Here is a 21627-nt window from a genome sequence, read left to right on the forward strand (position 1 = left end):
TAAATGCCAGCTGCTTGTACTCAATACTGTGCTGTAGCATGTCTTTTAAATGATCAAGCTTGGTTTTACCATCAATGGCTTTGTCATAAATACGATAGTCAATAACCCAATACTGCTGGGTGTGCGGATTAACGTAGATGCAGTTCACAAGGCCAATGCCTTTAATCAAGCGCTTGGCGTTACCACTGTACTGGCGGTTGACCAGTTCTATCTTGTGACTATGGTCTTTGTCTAATACGGTGTCATCAAAGATCAGGTAACCATCAGCATGGGATACAAGGTCTTGTTTGACTTGCTCCCAGACTAGTCGGGGTTTGAGCTTATCGCCTTTCAAGTAGCGATTGATACGGTCATGACTGATATTCTCAGGATGATGATCAGCATAATTAGTAATGGTGTAGTTTATTTGACTCACCATGAGATATTGGCAATAATCTAGTCGGGTTACTTTGGGCTTTTTCATGACTATTATGCTACTACGGTATTCTCTAGATTAGCAATATTTATTCGGTTTTGCGTAAGTCCTATTAATTATAGATAAGCTTCTTCGATGGTGCTTTCGTCAAAGAAATTGGGCGCAAACTTAGCGGTTATTGTAGTGCCCTGTGGCTGATTGTTAGAGACGATTAACTCGCCGCCTAAGTTATGAGCGCGCTCTTTCATAATCATTAGACCATGGTGCTGAGTCTGATCTACGGTGCCTGATATACCAACACCATCATCTACAATGGTCATAACAATGTATTTGTCCTCATCATCATATCCCAGTTCAATGTCTACACTTTCAGCTTGGGCATGCCTGCTAATATTTGACAATGCCTCTCTGGCAATTTGGATTAAATCAATTTGTTCAGTGGCACTTAAATTCAGAGTCATCACTCGATTACTCACCGTAATATCAAACTTACCTTTAAGCGCAAATTCATTGGCAGCTTCGTGTAATGCTTCATCAAAATTATCATTGTCGATGGTGAGACGGAAGGTAATTAATAAATCTCTTAGCTGTTGATAGGCGGAGCTAAGACCTGCTTTTATTTGATCAATATGCTGCCGGACGGAGGCTTCATTTTGTTCGTCAGACCCATTTTTAAGATGCCGCTCTAACACACTGACTTGAATTTTTAGATAAGACAGGGACTGAGCCAAAGAATCATGTAACTCTCTAGCAATAGTGGATCTCTCTTCAAACAAGATGAGCTGATGCTCCTGTTGTCTTTGTTTACGTAGTGACAGAGCAGTACTGATAAGGTTAGTGAGCGCTACAATCAGCTCATTGTTTTCAAAATCTAGCTCAGAACCTATTTCAGACTCGAAAAAGGTTCTACCTTCTTTTGCAATCTGAATACGCTGTGAGGATTTCGTACTGCCGTCATTATTATCTGGAGAAAGTGTACTATTGATAAGTAGGACCGACTTTGGTCTCACTTTTAACTCGCCGAATTCGACTTTTTGGTGGGCGATAGGGTAGGATTTGGTATAGGCCCCTTCTTTAGTCAAACAGTTATCACAGTTTAGCTTCTTACACAGCTCTTTCATTTTTTCACCATGTAAGATGATGGCGTTTTTATTATTTATGAATTTATTCTGTATGCATAAAGTGAACTCTAGATGCGGCAGAATCTTACCAAAATCTGTGATCAAGGTATCCAGCCTGTATAAACTCACTTGACTGGTCGTTAGGGATTTAGAAAAATCATAAAACAGCGACAGTACTTGATTGGCTTTCACTAGATGTTGGGTTTTTATCTGTACCTCACTCTCAAGTGAACGCTGATGAGTCTCAATGGTGCTCGCCATATCATTAAAAGAATCTCCGAGTGCATTAAATTCTGTATAGCCTGATATAGACACTCTAGTACTACGCTTGCCTTGTTTAAATTTATAGTTGGCTTTAATAAGCTGTTGTACGGGTATTAGTACATTCTGATGCAGTTTTTGCATACCTACTAGCATAATGATAACCGTCAGCACCAACGATACAATTTGCAAAATCTGCTGCCACGTCTGACGCTGCTCGTTTCTATGCTGTAGCTCGCTGACGAAGCTATCCACGTCTTCAATGTATTGAAACGAGAAGATATAGAATTTCTGGGTATCTAGTGATAATAAAGCAGGTTTCAAATTGCGAAACCACTGCGACTCTATTTGCTTAAGTTGGTTGTTGATTCCTTCATTGTCATTAGCATTAGCCAATTGATAGTTATGTAATTCCGCCAGTCTACTTTCCATATCTTCAATAAGAATGCTTACTTTTCCAGTCTCTTCTTTACTAATAGAACTTAATTTGTTTTGCTCGCCAACGCTATTCTCACCTTTAACATCCTCTTTACCTTCTAAGTCATTTTGCTTAAGACCAATGTCCAAATTGAAAGGGTTGTCTTCAGCAAAATCAGTCGCCAGTTGAAAGTTGATACGATAGGTTGCCATACGTACCGAGCCTGCGGTGTTAATGGCTTGCGCATCTGATTCCGATACCCAAGCTAGCATGCCACCACCTAATGCAGATATAAAGCATAAGATAGAAATAGTAAAGATAGCGCCCCAAGCATGAAGGGGTAGGGAGTGGCGTAATAGACGACTATTCATAATTAAGAAGCTTTTATCTATTAGGAAACATGACTGGGAATAATGATTGGGAAGCATGATTTTTAGAAATTTCGAGCTTGAAATGTTCAAGCGTATAAGCCCAAATATCAATCTATCATCAATGAGTTGACCTTTTATATACCTCTAAAGCAGTAGTTCACTTAGAGTGCTAAATATTACCTCTTTAAGCTATCAGTATACCACTATGTATTAATACTAATAACAGTGATAACAAAGTACCGTGAGTTATCATTTGTTGGTAATGCATCAAGTGAATAATAGAGCCAATAAGCAAGAGTAGTAGACCGTTTTGTTTTCTTTAAATGTCTACTCCTTACTGCCTATTTTTATAGTGGCCTAACTGTATAGACGATATTAAGTGAGGAATAGCATGGGCAGTAATGACGATTTTAAAGGTGGTAAGCTCATCACTGACTGGCGCCCTGAGATGGAGGAATTTTGGGAAAGTAGCGGTAAAAAAGTCGCGAAACGCAACTTATGGATATCTATACCGGCCTTATTACTGGCTTTTGCAGTATGGATGGTATGGAGCGCGGTCATCGTTCGCCTCCCAGAGATAGGTTTTGCTTTTGATAGCGGACAGCTCTTTTGGTTAGCGGCTTTGCCAGGCTTATCAGGGGCGACGTTGCGTATTTTTTATTCTTTTATGGTGCCTATTTTTGGTGGTCGGCGCTGGACCGCTATCTCCACGGCATCGTTATTGATTCCGGCATTATGGATGGGGTTTGCGGTTCAAAACCCTGATACCCCGTTTATGATATTCGCTATCATTGCGCTACTTTGCGGCTTTGGTGGGGGTAACTTTGCCTCTTCTATGTCCAATATTTCGTTCTTTTATCCAAAATCTGAACAAGGTACCGCCCTAGGCCTTAATGCAGGTCTGGGTAATCTAGGCGTGTCCGTAATGCAGTTCGTGGTCCCAGTGGTCATCCTGTTTGCCGCATTCGGTAGCTTGGGAGGCGATCCACAGATTTCCGGTTCGGGCCAACAGTTCTATCTACAAAACGCTGGCTTTATTTGGGTGCCATTTATCCTGCTATTCTCAGTATTGGCTTGGTTTGGAATGAATGACATCGCCACTTCTAAAGCCACATTTAAAGATCAATCTGTTATCTTTAAGCGTAAGCACAACTGGATTATGTGCATTCTTTATATGGCAACCTTTGGTTCGTTTATTGGTTTCTCTGCCGCGTTTCCTATGTTGATTAAGAATTCATTCCCAGCCATAGACGCCCTGAAATTTGCCTTTTTGGGTCCCTTGGTAGGTGCGCTTTTCCGTCCATTAGGGGGTTGGATATCTGATAAAATAGGCGGCGCTCGAGTTACGTTCTGGAACTATATTGTGATGGTATTGGCAGTGTTGGCTGTCATGTATTTCTTACCTAGCGCGACCAGTGAAGGCAGTTTTGTCGGATACTTTATCTCATTTATGGTGCTATTTATTACCACCGGCATTGGTAATGGCTCTACCTTTACTATGATTCCGGTTATTTTTGAAACCTTTCATGAGCGACGCGAGCCGGAGAAGGTGGGGGCAGAGTCATTGTTCATAGAGATACGTAAAGAGGCAGCAGCGGTCGTTGGCTTTACCTCGGCTATCGCGGCTTATGGCGCTTTCTTTATCCCCAAAATGTTTGGTTCGGGCTTAGGTGTCTTTGGTACTTTTATCGCTTTAATTATTTTTTATATCATTTGCATCGTATTAACTTGGTGGTATTACAGCCGCGGAAATGCTGAATATCCTTGCTAGTTGTCTATAGGTGCCAAAAATATATCAGTAATAGAAATACAATATCAAAGTTTTTTAATCGTGCTACTTACTTAGGTAAGTAGTATTTTTTTTGCTTATTAAATTTTATCTGGTTTTCTATCGCCTGTTTTCTCTCTGATTGATTAGTTTTTGACTATAGTATTTTTATAACGGCTACTACTAAGGGAGTAGGGCTGTGCTCATGTTAGATAATAGTAAGACTTTTGCGCTTTACTTAAAATGATGATATTGAAACAGTAGTTACTAAATTTTGGGCATAGAAAAGCTAATCAAAGCACTCCTTACAGCACTCTAAGCCCAGTTCTAAATACATCATAAGCAACAACAGAAGGGATAGCGAAATGAGCCATTTACTCGATCAATTCCGTTTTTTTAAACGCAAAAAAGGTGAGTTTGCTGATGGACACGGCGAGACCCGTGATGAGTCGCGTGAATGGGAAAATGCTTATCGCAGCCGTTGGCAGTATGACAAAGTCGTGCGCTCAACCCATGGTGTTAACTGTACGGGTTCTTGCTCATGGAAAATCTATGTTAAAAACGGACTGGTAACTTGGGAAACTCAGCAAACTGACTATCCAGAAACCCGTCCAGACTTACCCAACCACGAACCTCGAGGCTGTCCTCGTGGCGCAAGCTATAGCTGGTATATGTATTCTGCCAACCGGGTAAAATATCCTAAAGTACGTAAGCCTTTATTAAAATTATGGCGTGAAGCCAAGGGCGAATTTCCAGACCCAGTCGATGCTTGGGGAAGTATCGTCGAAGACCCAATCAAAGCCGAACAGTATAAATCTAAACGCGGTTTAGGGGGCTTTATCCGCTCAACTTGGGCAGAGGTCAATGAGATCATTGCCGCGAGCAACGTCTATACTGCAAAGGTTTATGGCCCTGACCGTATTGTCGGTTTCTCTCCTATTCCGGCCATGTCGATGGTCAGCTACGCGGCTGGTAGCCGTTATTTATCCTTGATTGGTGGCGCTAACCTATCTTTCTATGATTGGTACTGTGACCTGCCACCTGCGTCTCCAATGACTTGGGGTGAGCAAACGGATGTTCCTGAGTCCGCCGATTGGTATAACTCAGATTATATTATCGCTTGGGGTTCAAACGTCCCGCAAACTCGCACACCCGATGCGCATTTCTTTACTGAAGTTCGTTATAAAGGTACTAAAACCGTTTCTATTACTCCCGATTATGCGGAAATATCCAAGTTAACTGATTTATGGCTGAATCCCAAGCAAGGGACGGATGCGGCAGTAGCTCAAGCTTTTTGTCATGTCATTATTAAAGAGTTTTACATAAAGCATCCTAGTGAGTATTTTCTAGACTACGCCAAGCGCTATACCGATATGCCAATCTTGGTCATGATAGAGGGTGAAGAAGGCTCGCGTCGTCCTGGTCGCTATCTTCGTGCTTCTGACTTGGTTGATAACTTGGGTCAAGAAAACAATCCAGAATGGAAAACCATCGGCCTGAACAATGATGGCGAGTTGGTTTCTCCACAAGGCTCTATTGGTTATCGCTGGGGTGAAAAGGGTAAGTGGAACATTGAGCAAAAGAACGGTACGACAGGCGAGGAAATTGACCTGACGTTAACCTTAAAAGACAGCGCTGAGACCTGCATAGTCGCATTTGACTACTTTGGTCATGTTAAACATCCACACTTTGAATGCGTACCAGGCGAAGCGTTACAGCAAAAAACTGTCCCTTGTAAAACCGTTACCCTTGCTGATGGCACCACCGCTATAGTAGCGACCGTATTTGACTTAACGGTTGCCAATCTTGGTGTCGATAATGGGGTTGGAGGCGATCACGTCACCGATGACTATAACGATGCTAGTGTCCCAGGTACGCCTGCGTGGCAGGAAGTGATCACTGGACTCAGTCGTGAGCGTGTCATCCAAGTGGGCCGTGAGTTCGCAGAAAATGCGCATAAGACTGAAGGCAAATCGATGATTATCATCGGTGCGGGTATGAATCACTGGTATCACCTCGACATGAACTATCGTGGCGTTATCAACATGCTAATGCTGTGTGGTTGCATCGGCAAATCAGGTGGCGGTTGGGCGCATTATGTGGGTCAAGAAAAACTACGCCCACAGACCGGCTGGTTGCCATTAGCCTTTGCGCTTGATTGGCATCGTCCACCGCGCCAAATGGCGGGTACCAGCTTCTTTTATGCCCATAGCTCGCAGTGGCGTCATGAGACCATCTCTGCCCATGAGATTCTCTCGCCGCATGCCAATAAAACCCATTTCCCTGAGCATATGCTTGATTACAATATTCAGGCGGAACGTGCAGGCTGGTTACCTTCTGCCCCGCAACTCGATCGCAACCCGCTAATCATTGCTGATCAGGCAAAAGCAAATGGTAAGGGTATCGAAGATTATGTGGTGGATTCTTTAGAAGATGGTAGTATGCGTTTTGCTTGTGAGGCACCGGACAACCCCGTCAACTTCCCGCGTAATATGTTTATCTGGCGCTCAAACCTTTTGGGCTCATCAGGTAAAGGGCATGAATATATGCTCAAGTATTTCTTAGGTACCAAAAACGGCCTATTAAACGAAGAAAACGCCGCTGGTGAGTTACAACCAAAAGAAGTCGATTGGGTAGAAAAAGGCCCGACTGGCAAGCTGGACTTGGTGGTTACGTTAGACTTCCGCATGTCTTCTACTTGTATGTATTCTGATATCGTGCTGCCGACTGCAACTTGGTATGAAAAAGATGACATGAATACCTCAGATATGCATCCCTTTATCCATCCTCTAACGGCAGCAACAGATCCTGCTTGGGAATCTAAAACGGATTGGGAAATCTATAAAGGTATCGCTAAGAGCTTCTCTGAAGTGTCAAAAGGCCATCTAGGGGTTGAGACTGACGTCGTTACCTATCCGATGCAACATGACACCCCGGGCGAATTGGCTCAGCCATTTGGTGGCACAGACTGGAAAACTGCTGGCGAAAAACCTGTTCCGGGTAAAAACTGCCCAATGATTAAGATCGTTGAGCGTGACTATCCAAGTACCTATGCCAAGTTCACCTCTTTAGGCCCTGCTTTAGAAGAGCTGGGTAACGGCTCAAAAGGTCTGAATTGGGACGTCAAAACCGAAGTCAAACAACTCGGTGATCTCAATTACCGCGTGACTGAACCCGGCGTTTCTGAAGGTCGACCGCGTATCAGTACGGCAGTCCATGCGTCCGAAACTATCTTGATGCTCGCCCCAGAAACCAACGGTCATGTTGCTGTTAAGGGCTGGCAGGCATTATCTGAATTTACCGGTCGTGAACATGATCATCTTGCCAAATCTAGTGAGCATACAAAGATTCGCTTTAAAGACATCGTCGCGCAACCGCGTAAAATTATCTCAAGCCCAACGTGGTCGGGTATCGAGTCCGATGAAGTGAGCTATAACGCCGGTTATACTAACGTTCATGAGCTCATTCCTTGGCGTACGCTTACGGGCCGTCAGCAGTTTTATCAAGATCATCCTTGGATGCAGGCATTTGGGGAGCAAATGCAACAATATCGTCCACCGATTGATACCAAAACCACTGAGATAGTTAAAAACGCTAAGCCCAATGGTAATAAAGAAATTGTCCTTAACTTTTTAACACCGCATCAAAAGTGGGGTATCCATAGTACTTATTCTGACAACTTATTGATGTTGACTTTGAGCCGTGGTGGCCCTTGTGTTTGGATGTCAGAAGTTGATGCGGCAAAAGCAGGTATCGTCGATAACGACTGGATTGAGCTGTTCAATGCTAACGGCGCTCTCACCGCTCGTGCCATCGTCAGTCAGCGGGTCAAAGAAGGTATGACCATGATGTATCACGCTCAGGAGAAACTGCTCAATATTCCTGGTTCTGAGCAAACGGGTACTCGTGGCGGCATTCACAACTCAATGACCCGTACTATCTTGAAACCAACCCATATGATTGGCAGCTATGCGCAGCAGTCTTATGGCTTTAACTATTATGGAACGGTAGGTTGTAACCGTGATGAGTTTGTTGTTATCCGTAAAATGTCAAAAATTGACTGGTTAGAAGACAAGCCAGATGATTCATTGCCGCGCCCATTGCCTACCAGCATTGACGGCTAAAGCGACTTCTTTCTATCCATACTCGGAGCACACCCATGAAAATTCGTTCGCAAGTCGGCATGGTGCTTAACCTTGATAAATGCATCGGTTGTCATACCTGTTCAGTGACCTGTAAAAACGTTTGGACCAGCCGTGAAGGCATGGAATATGCGTGGTTTAATAACGTTGAGTCCAAACCCGGTATTGGTTATCCCAAAGAGTGGGAAAACCAAAACAAATGGAATGGCGGTTGGATACGCAACGCTAACGGCACTATCAACCCACGCATTGGTGGTAAGTTCAGAGTGTTGGCTAATATTTTTGCCAACCCTGATTTACCAGAGATTGATGATTATTACGAACCGTTTGATTTTGATTATCAGCATCTTCATACCGCGCCTATCAGTAACCACCAGCCTATTGCCCGCCCGCGCTCATTGATTTCTGGCAAGCGCATGCAAAAGATAGAATGGGGCCCTAACTGGGAAGAGATTCTAGGCACAGAGTTTGAAAAAAGACGCAAAGACAAAAACTTCGATAATATCCAAGCGGATATCTACGGAGAGTACGAGAATACATTCATGATGTATCTACCGCGTCTTTGCGAGCATTGCTTGAATCCTACCTGTGTGGCGGCTTGCCCTAGTGGTGCTATCTACAAGCGTGAAGAAGACGGTATTGTACTGATTGATCAGGACAAATGTCGCGGCTGGCGGATGTGTATTTCAGGCTGCCCGTATAAAAAGATTTACTATAACTGGAAGTCAGGAAAGTCTGAAAAATGTACCTTCTGCTATCCGCGTATTGAAGCCGGTTTGCCGACTGTCTGTTCAGAAACCTGTGTAGGCCGTATCCGCTATTTAGGCGTGCTGTTATATGACGCTGATAAAATTGCCGAGGCAGCCAGTACACCAAATGAGAAAGATATCTATCCGGCGCAATTGGATTTATTTTTAGACCCTAATGATCCTGTCGTTATTGCTCAAGCGTTAAAAGATGGCGTACCGCAATCAGTTATCGATTCTGCGCAGCGCTCACCAGTATATAAGCTTGCCGTGGATTGGAAGCTGGCCTTACCACTACATCCTGAGTATCGCACCTTACCAATGGTTTGGTATGTGCCGCCACTTTCTCCTATCCAAAATGCTGCTGAAGCCGGCAAGGTAGGCATGGATGGTCTCATTCCAGATGTCGACAGCCTACGGATACCGCTGCGTTATTTAGCCAATCTATTGACCGCCGGTGATGAAGAGCCCGTTCGTCTTGCTCTAAAACGTCTGCTTGCTATGCGTAGTTATAAACGTATGCAGCTGGTCGAAAAGCAAGAAGTTCAAAGCATATTGGACGATGTTGGACTAACCAAGATTCAGGTTGAAGAGATGTATCGTTATCTAGCGATTGCCAACTATGAAGACCGCTTTGTCATCCCAACCGCACATAGAGAAGAAGCGTTGAGTGATGCTTTTGCTGAGCGTGGCGGCTGTGGCTTCACCTTTGGTGACGGCTGTTCAGGTGCTACTGATAATAGTATGTTCGGCCAACGTAAAACCAACCGTCGCGACTTTATTGATACTGTCCAAAAGTGGGAATCATAATATGCAAACCTCTCAGTCTTATAGCGCTCAGTCTTATAATCCAGATTCAGCCAATCATCTGAACCCGCTACCTAAAATTGGCGATTCAGAATTAAAGTTATTAAAAGTGTTGAGCTTACTTATAGATTATCCGAGTAATGAGCTCTTTGAAGGCGATGCTTTTACTCAATGTAAGCAGATCGTTGCAAAATCAACCCTGATTAGCCCACAAGTACGGGGCCAAATAATTAGCTTAATTGACGACTTAATTGAGACCGGATCTCTTGAGGCGCAATCTCGTTATGATGGTTTGTTTGAGCGCGGTCGTTCATTGTCGCTATGGTTGTTTGAACATGTCCATGGTGAGTCGCGTGACCGCGGTCAAGCTATGGTCGATCTGATGGGTCAGTATGAAGAGGCGGGCTTTGAGATTGGTGTTAAAGAGTTACCAGACTTTCTGCCGTTATATCTAGAATTCCTGGCCTATCAAGCCACTATTATTGAAGATGACATTCAGATTCGTATGGATATTGCCGATGTGAGTCATATTATTGCGTTACTGGCCGCCCGACTCGGTGACCGAAAAAGCTTATATCAAGGTTGTTTTAATGCGCTGTTACAGATTGCCGGAAAAACCCTTGAGATGGTTGACGACTTTCAGGAAAAAATCAGTAAAGAGACGCGAGATGATAGCTTTGAAGCGTTAGATAAAGAATGGGAAGAAGAAGTGGTCGACTTTTTGGGTGCCCAGCAAGAAGAGCGCTGTCCTTCAGAGACCAGTACCCATAATCTGGCCGCTAAAGCTGGCGTTAGACCTGTTAAGACAAAAAATGCCGTTGATGCCCCTGTGCACTGGGTGGACTTTAAACAAAACCCTTCGGTCAAACAATTATAAGGAGAAAGGACATGAATCTTGGCGCTCCTAGTTTACAAGCGTTAGCCAACCTAAATTGGCTACAAATATTCCTTTTTGGTGTTTATCCCTATATTGCGCTGGCTGTGGCTATCGTTGGTACTTGGGTACGTTTTGATTTATCTCAATATTCATGGAAGAGTGGTTCTTCGCAGATGTTAAGAAAGAAGAATATGCGCCTAGCGAGCAATCTGTTCCATGTTGGTATTATTGTCGTGCTACTCGGACATTTATTCGGCTTGTTAACCCCGCACATTTTATATGATCGATTCATTAGTGCCGGGAACAAACAAGTGGTAGCGGTAGTCGTTGGTGGTATCGCGGGTGCATTCTGTTGGGTTGGACTGGTCATGCTGATGTGGCGACGCTTCACTGATGATCGTATCTCCAACACCTCATCGTTCTCAGACAAGCTGATACTGGTATTGTTATTTGTGCAGCTGACTTTAGGGATGGGCAGTATTTTTACTTCAGCCCAGCATCTAGATGGGTTGACTATGTTGAACTATGCAGGTTGGGCACAAGACATTACACTCTTGAGACCTATACAAGCAGCAGCACGTATCGAGCAGGCTGATCTAATATATCAGCTGCATATGGCACTAGGCATTACCCTTATTATGATTTTTCCGTTTACTCGACTCATCCATATTGTCAGTGCACCCGTTTGGTATCTTGGCCGTCGTTATCAGATTGTCAGGCAAAAGAGCTCTCAATAAGAGTCTTTTGCAACATTTAGCCCGACTTAAATTAATGATCTCAATGCTGTATTTAAATACCATCTTTTTAAACACAGCATTTTCTAAATGTCTATTACACGAATTCTTAGCGGAGCACCAACTATGACTGTCAGTACCTATAACCCCGCCGACCACGTTAACTGTGATAATCATGCCTCTAATTCTTCTACTGTAGCCGACAATATAGTAACGGAAGGTCAGGAAGATATCGTTCATCTTATGCCAACATTAACCGATCTTAAAAAACCACATTCTGATCAAGAGTTCATCGAAAAAGCAATGGCAGAAGAGCGAAGCAACCATAAGAACCTAATCGCCTCTAGCCGTGACGAGCTGCCTTCTGTAGTGGTCAACGGCGTGATGATCGAAAGAACGGCTATTGCTCAAGAGATGCAATATCATCCCGCAGAAACTAAAGAGGATGCGGTATTTTCAGCGACTCAGGCGTTGGTGGTTCGTGAATTATTAAGGCTTGCTGTTTTAAGTGACAGCAGTATAGGCGAATCGGCATGGGAGGAAGATGAAGAAAAGGCCATCTCTAGCTTAATCGATAAAAACGTAAAAGCGACTATACCAAATAGTACAACTTGCGAACGCTATTATGATCAGAATATAAATGACTTTATGACTGATCCTATTATGACTGCTCGCCATATATTATTGGCTTGCTTGCCTGAAGATGGTGACGAAAGACTTAAACTCAAAAAGACCGCTTACGACATGATTGAGCAAATTAAGGCCGATAGCAACCCTACTGCGGCATTTATTGATTTAGCACGTCAGCACTCTTCTTGTCCCTCAAAAGAACAAGGGGGCGATTTGGGTATCATTAGCAAAGGACAAACCGTACCAGAGTTTGAAAGCGTGTTATTCAAGTTAGAGACCGGTATAGCCCCTAGTCCTATCGAAAGCAGATATGGCTTTCACATTGTTGAGGTGCTAAATAAACAGCCCGGAATACAAATGAGTTATGAGCAAGTAGGCGCTGCGATATCCAATAAGCTGAGTCAACTGGCCTTTCATCAGTCGCTTTGTGATTACTTATTTACCTTAGCTGATGAGGCGCAGATAGAAGGGATTGAAATGGTGCTGGCACAAGAAAATGTATATCGCGGCTAGTAAAGGTATATGATATTAGAGCGTGTTGAATGTTCAACACGCCCTAGAAAATAGACGCTGTTGCCAATTAAATGAGCAGCCGTCTATTTTTTCGTTGACTGAATGCCAGTCATTGTTTAACTTAGCACTAACAAACTTATCACTGATAAATGGATCGAATATTTATCATTAATAAAACGAGTGTACGCTTATGATTACTACAGAGCAGTTACGATCTGCAATTCAGCAACGCATAGCTATTTATAATCAAGATGATTTGCCACTAAAAAAAAGAGCGACGCAAAATTGCGCGCTATTAGACAGCCGTAACCACATCCTGGCTGAATATATTATTTCACCCTTTGCCGTGCCGAGACAGAATATATCGGCGATGGATGGCTACGCTATGGCTCACGGTAGCACGCTATCGAAAGGCAGTCTTATTGAGATTGTTGGCGAGTCGCAAGCAGGAAGTCCTTATACGGACGCTGTTAAAAAAGGCCAAGGTATACGTATCTTTACAGGTGCTGTGGTGCCGGACAGTTGTGATACCGTTATTATGCAAGAAAACACCAATTTTGCTTATATAAAAGACAGCCTAGATAAAACGCAATCTTACGAGATTATTTTATCAAAGGCTGCAGACGTAGATGCGAATATCCGTAAGCAAGGCGAAGAGATACAACACAACGAGTTGGTCTTACAACAAGGCAAACGCCTAAACCCTGCTGATATTAGCTTGCTTGCCAATCTAGGTATCGACAAAGTAAAAGTATTTAAGCCGCTTACGGTAGGCCTTGTGGCGACCGGTGATGAACTGGTGGCGCTTGGTGGTAAATTAAAAAGTTTGGCGCAAATATATAACTCCAATACATCCACTATGAAGAGCTTATTAGAGTCGTTACCAATAGTTATTAATGACTATGGCATCATCCCTGACGACCTAAATAAGACCACCAAAGCCGTTACTAAAGCCATGAAAGAGTGTGATGTGCTGATTTCTACTGCTGGGGTCTCTGTCGGAGATTATGATTTCCTGACTACAGTGATTGAAGATTTAGGGCAAATAAACCACTACAAAGTGGCGATGAAACCCGGCAAGCCTTTCGTCTTTGGTGAATTGAATAAAGGTATCGACAAGCCGGTATTGTTCTTTGGCTTACCAGGTAACCCTTTGTCAACCGTAGTAGGGGCTTTACAGTTTGTGATTCCAGCATTATGGCAGATGTCAGGAGTTTCAGCTTCAGAGCAGCCCATGCAACTGACCGTAAAAGCCAAAGTCATGAATGACATAAAAAAATCAGTCGGTCGTACTGACTTTCAACGGGGTATATTGTCACAAATCGAATGTGGTAGCTATCAAGTGGAATGTTCCTCTAAACAAGACTCTCATAGAATAAAGCAGCTGAGCCACGCCAACTGCTTTATCGTTTTAGACCAAGATAGTGGTAACGTGACATCAGGTGATATCGTAAACGTCCAACCTTTTCCTTGGCTGCATACGTAGTAAAACTATCTAATAGTTAATTTAACCCTATTAATTCAACCCTAAGCGCCTTAATATGTACTACTAAAGTGGTAGATATTAGAGCTCCTAGGGTTAATTGCTATCTGACCTCAATCTGTCATAATAAATAGACAATAGACCTTTATCAACTCATAACCTGAGGCAACGCTTACAGACCACAATATTGGCGGTAACGACATATGACTAATCACAGCCCCACAATAGGGAATGCTCAATTGTATTCACCTGTCTCAACACCTGTTAGCCTTGATATTGACGATCACCCAGTATCGTCGGTAGTAACTATGCCCAATGATTCTTCTATCAACCACCATCAACAGTTAACAGATAATTTTGCACGCCAATTAACGTATCTGCGCCTGTCTATTACAGATTTCTGTAACTTTCGTTGTGAATACTGTTTGCCTAATGGCTATCAGGGCAAGCGTCCTGATGATGAATTGAGTGTGTCTGAGATTGCGACGTTAATTCGTGGCTTTGCCCAAGTAGGGACGCGAAAGGTACGAATCACGGGTGGTGAGCCTTCTATTCGCCGTGATGTCGTGGACATTATCCGAACCATAAAGCAGACGCCTGGTATTGAAACTGTAGCGATGACCAGTAACGGTTATAAACTCGGCAAACATTTGGCCAGCTGGCAAGCTGCCGGACTGAATCAGATTAATATCAGTATGGATAGCTTCGATGCGGCTACCTTTCATAAGATGACCGGCTTTAATATGTTGCCGCAATTAATGGCGGATATGGATCAGCTGTTAGAAACCACGGATATTAAGCTGAAAATAAACAGTGTTTTGATGGCAGAAACCGCTTTTCAAAATCTGATAACGGCGATGGACTATGTGAAAAATCGTCCGGTGACTTACCGCTTTATCGAGTTTATGCAGACCAGTGACAACAGCGATTTGTTTTTTGCTCAGCATGCGCATGCCGGTACCATTACTGATTATTTATTGGAGCATGGCTGGCAGACCAACGATCGTGGTAGCGCTGATGGCCCAGCAATAGAATACAGTCATCCAGAGTATCTTGGACGCATTGGTATGATTGCTCCGTATGCAGCGCACTTTTGTGACAACTGTAACCGTCTGCGGGTAAGTAGCTTGGGCAAGGTACATCTGTGCTTATTTGACGAAGGTAACTACGACATTCGTGAGCACCTACGTCAGAATAATGTGGAAGGTCTGATGGCCACGCTACAAAGCTTTATGCCTATTAAGCCTGAGCATCATCATTTGCATGATTCTAATAGTGGCATGATGAATAACCTATCGATGATTGGTGGTTAGCTGCTTTTATAGCCAGTTCTAAACCTTCTATCTATTTACTTTTTTTGCTTTCACTAAGGAAAATTTATGTCCAAGCCCGCTGCAGAATTTATCCCGCTTAATATTGCTGTCTTAACTGTTTCTGACTCTCGCACCTTAGCACAAGACACTTCAGGTCAATATCTGGTCGATCAGCTGACGGCAGCGGGGCATCAGTTAGCAGATCGCCAGCTTATTACTGATGATATTTATCGGATTCGAGCCGTTATTAGTGGCTGGATTGCAGATCCCAATGTCCATGCGGTTATCACCACTGGCGGTACTGGTTTTTATATTAGAGACAGCATGCCAGAAGCGGTTAATGTGTTATTTGATAAGTCTATTGATGGTTTCGGCGAGATGTTTCGCTTGATTTCAAAAGACGATATTGGCATGTCTACCGTACAGTCGCGGGCGGTTGCAGGAATGGCAAACGGTACCGGTATATTCTGCTTGCCTGGATCATCAGGCGCTTGCCGAACCGGTTGGGAAGGCATATTAAAAGACCAGTTCGATAGCCGCACCCGTCCGTGTAACTTCGTGCCACACTTTATGCGTACCAATCCTAGTCATGACTGATATGGTAGATGACTTACAGGGTTTGGATAGCTCAAATAGTTCAAATAGCTTGGATGGCTTGGATGGCTTGGCCGGTGTGGTGATTTTGGCGGGAGGGGCGTCCAGACGTATGGGCACACCCAAAGCCAAGCTGACCTTGCCGACTAACGAAAGCCTACTGGATTATCATGTAAGGCAAGCAAGCAAGTTAAACGTGCCCATTATTATTGCTGATAATGAGCGCGGTTTTACGGTAACGCCAGAATTACTTTTAGACCGCCCAGAGTCGCCTATTTCTTATGTTGCTGATTATGGTTCTACGACGACTATTGATGATAATAGCGATACAGTTACAGGTGGGGCACTAGTCGCAATTGAGTCAGCGTTCCAGTCATTAATAAAACAGCCGTTAGCAAATAAAACTGACGCTGGCACGCTAAAGAATGAACGCTCATCGTGGTTGATGGTCATTAGTTGTGATAGCTTAATTCCAGCTACTGATTTATGGCAAAAGCTACAACCGTATACTAGAGCGTTAACCTATAACGATATAACAGAAGCTCAGGAAACTGGTCAAATGCCAGATAAAAAAGTAATTTGTTTAACAGATGAGACTCATCTATATCCGCTGCTAGGGCTTTATGATTTGAGTATTGAGCCTGATTTAAAGACTTATATTGATAGTGGACAGCGGCAGGTTATGGCGTTTATTAAACCTATGACTCAGGCTATTACAATTGTAAAAGAATGGCAGCCATTAACCAACTTTAATACCCCTGAAGACTTTAAGCGCGCCTGTGCCGCTTTATATGATTTATAAAATGAAAAGACTGTTAATAGAGTAACGAGACTGTTAATAAAATAACGAGACTGTTAAAGAGTACAGAGACTATGCCGACGAATTCTAATACCGATTCTAATACCGATATTCAACAGAATACACAAAATGATTTAACCGCCTCTGGCTTATCCCATTTGGATAGTGATGGCGATATTAATATGGTCGATGTAAGTGGCAAGACAGTCACTACTAGAGAGGCCTATGCCACTGGGCAAGTACGTTTTCCAGAAGGCATCTATACGCAAATCAAAGCTGCCGATGGCATGACCAAGAAGGGTAGTATTACTCAAACCGCACATATCGCTGGTATTATGGCAGCCAAGCGTACTCATGAGCTTATTCCACTTTGTCATCCGCTACCTTTAGATAAAGTTGGTTTAACCTTTGAATATGACGATAGTATTCATGCAATTACAGTAACGGCAACGGTAAAAGTAACTCATAAAACAGGCGTAGAAATGGAAGCCTTAACCGCTGTTAGTATTGCCTGTTTGACCATATATGATATGACTAAAGCGTTGTCGCATGACATTGTCATTGATGATATTCGCCTTATTACTAAAACGGGTGGCAAATCAGATTATAACTATCCTTTGACTTAATAACCGTCTAATCTCAATAGCTATGATAACTTTCTAACGTCAATAACCAGCTAGTAATGGAGACCTTTATGAGCATTACAGATAGCACTATGGATATTAATATTTTATATTTTGCCGGTTTGGCCGATGAAGCCAAGTGTCATGAGGAAAAAGTTACCGTTCAGCAGTCACTTTCACTCAGTGGTTTGTATGAACACTTAAGTCAAAAGCATCGTTTCAGCCGCCCTCAATCTCAATTACGGGTCGCGGTAAATGACTACTTCGTCAAGTGGACTGAAGACATTTATGATGGCGATAATGTAGTCTTTATTCTACCGGTAGCTGGTGGTTGATAGCGAGTTTGATGGATAAGTTGATAAAGGCTAGAGCAATAAGCAAAGACTATATAAGTAGAGATTAGAAATGGAAGATAGTGTGAATAACAACACAGATGCCGATGCAGAGAACAATAAAGTAAAGAACGATAAAAAAGATGTGCATAGCCAATCAATGCACATAAGTCGCAGTGTTGATGAGGCCTATATGGTCGCTGAGCGTGATGGCTTTGCTTTATTAGATATTGCCATTGATGAGAGTAGACTCAGAAATATGCTGGATGATGACAGTTGCGGCGCTTTCGTAAGCTTTGAAGGGCGCGTGCGTAATCATAATAATGCCAGTAGCGTCGATCGCTTAAGTTATTACGGCTACGAAGAATTAGCCGTTAATCAAGGCCGGCAAATCATCGAAGAAGCGAAGAAAAAATTTGAGATTACCCATGCCATCGCTATTCATCGTATCGGGGCATTAGAGATAGGTGATATAGCCGTATGGATTGGGGTGGTTTCTGCGCATCGCTATCCTGCATTTGATGCTTGTCGTTGGATACTTGATACTATTAAGGCCGATATTCCTGTCTGGAAGCAAGAATACTACGAGGATGATTCCTCTAAATGGCTAAGTAACAATGGCTAAGTAACAATGGCTAAGTAACAATGGCTAAGTAACAATGGCTAAGTAGCAGTGGTTGAGCGACAGTAGCTAAGTAAAAATGATCAAGTAATAACGGCTAAGTAAGAAGGGTCATAGGACTGTTTTTGCTTAGTCGTTTTAGCAAGATATGCCAAATAAAAATTGGCTTCTACAGATGGTAGGCTATGAAAATTAATATGTTAAGTGGTCGAAATAGTCAAAATTTAATACAGCATTTTACCACCGTATCTAAAGCTGTATTAACGGTTAGCGCTGCTACTTACTTAACGTTAGCGTTAACGTCCTGTACCAAAGAGAGTACAAATGATACGACCGGGCAGACCGAAACGCTACGTATTGCCGCTGCTGCTAATTTATCTGATGTATTGCCTGATATTGTTGAAGCTTATAAAGTAGATAAAAAATTGCCTGCCCAAGACATAGAGGTCACTTTTGCTTCTTCTGGTAAGCTATATGCCCAAATAACATCAGGTGCACCCTATGATATATTCTTATCTGCCAATCAAACGTTCCCTGCGAAGTTAGCTGACGAGGTAGCTAATAAAAGCCCTCAAAGTGAAAAGACTTATAAACCATTCACTTATACTCAAGGTCAATTGGCGCTATACAGTGTCACTAAGCCTATGAATGGCTTTAACCAAGCGATATTGGTAGACTTGTTTGCGGCAAATCCTAATAGTAAAATAACGATAGCCAATCCCGAGCTTGCCCCTTATGGCGAGTCTGCAAAAGCGTATCTACAAGCACAAAATATCTATGATTCACTAAATGAGCAAAAACGTATAATACAAGCTGAGAATATTGGTCAAGCCTTTCAATATGCTCATACTGGGAGTGTCGATTATGGGTTCGTCGCGCAATCACAAGTCACAGCGATTGAGGCCACACCTGAACAATTTTATATTTTACCACCGGATTCTTATCCCCCTATCTTACAAGACGGTATGGTAATCACTGCTAGTGCTACAGCGACAGACTTCACGGATTATCTGCGCTCTCCTGCAGGCCAAGCGTACTTTTCAAAAGCAGGTTATTTAGCCGTCAAATAATTAATGGATAATCTTTCTGTTAGTTCTATAGACTAGGGCGTGTTAGCAATGAGATTTTAAATATCGTTGCTGGCACGCCTTATTATTAACAGGCTTTAGGGTTATTGTAGATTGCATAATGAACGTTATGATGAAAAACACGCTCGATAACGGTGAGTAAACAGTGACGCTATGATATCTGAAACCCTTGTATCAGACATGCTCAGCCCAATCTGGGTAAGTATTAAGCTTGCCGGTGTGACAACCTTGTGTTTGTTATTGTTTGCGACACCTTTGGCTTACTGGTTGGCTAAGCCTAGCCGAGGCAACGTCGTCGGACGTCTTAAGATATTATTAATGGGCGTCATTGCCATGCCATTGGTGCTACCGCCTACAGTAATTGGTTTTTATTTATTACTACTTATGAGTCCGAATTTCGGCATCGGCAAATGGCTTGCCGAGCATAACATCAGCCCATTTATATTTACTTTTGAAGGCTTAGTGATAGGGTCGATTATTTATTCGCTACCGTTTTATGTACAACCTGTCTATGCGCAGTTTTTACGCATTCCAAGAAGCGTGATGGAAGTCGCTCAATTATTAGAACCTAATCGACTGAAACGTTTTATGAGAGTGGCATTACCGCAAGCTCGGGTTGGTATTGTTCTTGGCAGTCTAATTAGCTTTGCGCATACTATTGGCGAGTTTGGCGTGGTATTAATGATAGGGGGCAGCATCTCAGGTGAAACCAAAGTGGTCTCCATTGCTATCTACGAGCAAGTAGAAGCCCTTAATTATGAGGCTGCCCACACGATGTCCATTATTTTGATTGTAATGGGCATGATAATGGTCGCTCTAATCGCCAGCGTTAATAAGCTAAATCAACGCCCATAAAATGGTCTGTGTGAGATATATTTAATCCAATTTAAAAAAAACACAGTGCTACTGGAATGAATTTTCCCAGCTATCCTGTATCTGTTTTAAAGTTGCTTAACTATAGTATTCAAGCATCGTGCAATCTAGCGCTGCTCATCTAAATGCTTAATATTATCTGGACTCGCATTATAAACAGCATTCAGCTCATCCTCTGTCAGATACTTTTCAACGATAGGAAAGAGCTCACGTTCTTCAAAACGAACATGATCATATAGCAGATTAGCAAGTTCTCTGACTTGGTCTACATTGACCTCATTTTTATTTTCTTGAGAGGCTTTAATTTCTGCCGTTAGTGCGTTCAACTGCTTATGCTGCTCTTCCAATGTTTCAAGTGCGGACGCCACATCAGGCTGGGTAGATTGATGAGGCAGTAGGGTATCAACGATTAGATTGTCTTCGATTTGGAAATGATTGCGCATATCACTCATATAAGAGGACAGCGCTTGCCAATGTTCGGCAATATCTTGCGGATTGTCAGCGCATTCTTTAGCGTGACGGCCCACGTGTAGTCCAAGATGATGCTGGCGAGATAATGGCTGTAATTGATTGGCACGTTTCATACTTAATCTCCTTTTTTATAGAATTCAACGTTACGGAATTCAGTGTTATGCTCAACTATATACTAATCGCGCATTTATTAGGGGCGACTATCTGGACAGGTGGTCATTTAATCTTAGCGCTAGTTGTTTTGCCCAAAGTACTGTCATCGCGTGATATCGACGTGCTGCTACAGTTCGAACAGCATTTTGAAAAAGTCGGTATGCCAGCTTTAGCAGTTCAAATAATAACGGGATTGTGGATGTCATACAGATTAATACCGGATATAAGCGCCTGGTTCACATTTGATAATGACCTTAGCATCCTCATCAGTCTTAAGTTATTGCTGTTGCTAGCGACTATTATAGTAGCATTACACGCCCGCTTTCGGGTTATCCCAACGTTATCAGCTACTACGCTGAATGCGTTTTCAATAAATATTATTTTGGTGACTCTATTGTCAGTAAGCTTTGTCATTGTTGGCACATTATTTCGTACGGGATTTAGCTAATAAACTATTTTTAGGCAAATCATAA

At 42.8% G+C, this 21627-nt stretch carries 18 protein-coding genes and 1 pseudogene; 16 read left to right on the plus strand and 3 right to left on the minus strand.

Annotation, left to right across the window (positions count from 1 at the left end):
- Together JMX97_RS11840 and JMX97_RS11845 are read right to left on the minus strand one after the other, a co-directional pair.
- A pseudogene (locus JMX97_RS11840) lies at positions 1-463 on the minus strand (transposase); the annotation flags it as partial.
- Positions 464-531: 68 nt separating this feature from the next.
- Positions 532-2586, minus strand: a complete 2055-nt coding sequence (locus JMX97_RS11845) for a histidine kinase (RefSeq protein ID WP_227671589.1) — start codon at positions 2584-2586, stop codon at positions 532-534.
- Positions 2587-2977: 391 nt separating this feature from the next.
- Between JMX97_RS11845 and JMX97_RS11850 the strand changes: the two genes are divergently transcribed.
- From JMX97_RS11850 to modB, 15 genes are all read left to right on the plus strand, one after another.
- Entirely contained in the window at positions 2978-4357 is a 1380-nt protein-coding gene (locus JMX97_RS11850; protein ID WP_201558385.1) for a NarK family nitrate/nitrite MFS transporter, read from the plus strand.
- Positions 4358-4719: 362 nt separating this feature from the next.
- Complete coding sequence (locus JMX97_RS11855; protein WP_201558387.1) at positions 4720-8478, plus strand: nitrate reductase subunit alpha; 3759 nt, start codon at positions 4720-4722, stop codon at positions 8476-8478.
- Positions 8479-8513: 35 nt separating this feature from the next.
- Positions 8514-10052: a nitrate reductase subunit beta gene (gene narH, locus JMX97_RS11860; RefSeq protein WP_201558388.1), complete on the plus strand. Its 1539-nt coding sequence runs from the start codon at positions 8514-8516 to the stop codon at positions 10050-10052.
- A 1-nt stretch (position 10053) separates the two neighbouring features.
- Positions 10054-10926: a nitrate reductase molybdenum cofactor assembly chaperone gene (gene narJ / locus JMX97_RS11865; protein ID WP_201558389.1), complete on the plus strand. Its 873-nt coding sequence runs from the start codon at positions 10054-10056 to the stop codon at positions 10924-10926.
- A gap of 11 nt (positions 10927-10937) precedes the next feature.
- On the plus strand, positions 10938-11663 hold the full coding sequence (gene narI, locus JMX97_RS11870) for a respiratory nitrate reductase subunit gamma (RefSeq protein ID WP_201558390.1): 726 nt from the start codon (positions 10938-10940) through the stop codon (positions 11661-11663).
- 123 nt (positions 11664-11786) lie between these two features.
- The gene (locus JMX97_RS11875; protein ID WP_201558391.1) at positions 11787-12803 is read left to right on the plus strand and encodes a peptidylprolyl isomerase; all 1017 of its coding nucleotides are present in this window, start codon (positions 11787-11789) and stop codon (positions 12801-12803) included.
- A 190-nt stretch (positions 12804-12993) separates the two neighbouring features.
- Positions 12994-14289 (plus strand): molybdopterin molybdotransferase MoeA, encoded by a 1296-nt coding sequence (locus JMX97_RS11880; RefSeq protein WP_201558392.1) that lies wholly within the window; start codon positions 12994-12996, stop codon positions 14287-14289.
- Positions 14290-14489: 200 nt separating this feature from the next.
- Complete coding sequence (gene moaA / locus JMX97_RS11885; RefSeq protein ID WP_201558393.1) at positions 14490-15599, plus strand: GTP 3',8-cyclase MoaA; 1110 nt, start codon at positions 14490-14492, stop codon at positions 15597-15599.
- A 66-nt stretch (positions 15600-15665) separates the two neighbouring features.
- On the plus strand, positions 15666-16196 hold the full coding sequence (moaB, locus tag JMX97_RS11890) for a molybdenum cofactor biosynthesis protein B (RefSeq protein ID WP_201558394.1): 531 nt from the start codon (positions 15666-15668) through the stop codon (positions 16194-16196).
- Positions 16189-16995, plus strand: coding sequence for a molybdenum cofactor guanylyltransferase (locus JMX97_RS11895; protein WP_201558396.1), 807 nt, complete (start codon positions 16189-16191; stop codon positions 16993-16995). Before moaB ends, JMX97_RS11895 begins: the two co-directional genes overlap by 8 nt.
- Positions 16996-17066: 71 nt before the next feature.
- Entirely contained in the window at positions 17067-17618 is a 552-nt protein-coding gene (gene moaC / locus JMX97_RS11900; RefSeq protein WP_201558398.1) for a cyclic pyranopterin monophosphate synthase MoaC, read from the plus strand.
- Between the two features lie 68 nt (positions 17619-17686).
- Complete coding sequence (locus JMX97_RS11905; protein WP_201558400.1) at positions 17687-17950, plus strand: MoaD/ThiS family protein; 264 nt, start codon at positions 17687-17689, stop codon at positions 17948-17950.
- Between the two features lie 157 nt (positions 17951-18107).
- Complete coding sequence (locus JMX97_RS11910; protein ID WP_201558423.1) at positions 18108-18572, plus strand: molybdopterin synthase catalytic subunit; 465 nt, start codon at positions 18108-18110, stop codon at positions 18570-18572.
- Positions 18573-18754: 182 nt separating this feature from the next.
- Positions 18755-19639 carry a molybdate ABC transporter substrate-binding protein gene (modA, locus tag JMX97_RS11915; RefSeq protein WP_201558402.1) on the plus strand — a complete coding sequence of 295 codons (885 nt, stop codon included), beginning with the start codon at positions 18755-18757 and terminating at the stop codon, positions 19637-19639.
- A gap of 171 nt (positions 19640-19810) precedes the next feature.
- On the plus strand, positions 19811-20512 hold the full coding sequence (modB, locus tag JMX97_RS11920; protein WP_201558410.1) for a molybdate ABC transporter permease subunit: 702 nt from the start codon (positions 19811-19813) through the stop codon (positions 20510-20512).
- A 125-nt stretch (positions 20513-20637) separates the two neighbouring features.
- On the opposite strand, the gene JMX97_RS11925 is transcribed toward modB, so the two are convergent.
- Positions 20638-21114 (minus strand): hemerythrin domain-containing protein, encoded by a 477-nt coding sequence (locus JMX97_RS11925; RefSeq protein ID WP_201558411.1) that lies wholly within the window; start codon positions 21112-21114, stop codon positions 20638-20640.
- 47 nt (positions 21115-21161) lie between these two features.
- On the opposite strand from JMX97_RS11925, the gene JMX97_RS11930 reads away from it, so the two are divergent.
- Positions 21162-21602, plus strand: coding sequence for a CopD family protein (locus tag JMX97_RS11930; protein WP_201558412.1), 441 nt, complete (start codon positions 21162-21164; stop codon positions 21600-21602).
- Positions 21603-21627: the final 25 nt, after the last annotated feature.

Source organism: Psychrobacter sp. 72-O-c (assembly GCF_904846605.1).
Taxonomy (GTDB): domain Bacteria; phylum Pseudomonadota; class Gammaproteobacteria; order Pseudomonadales; family Moraxellaceae; genus Psychrobacter.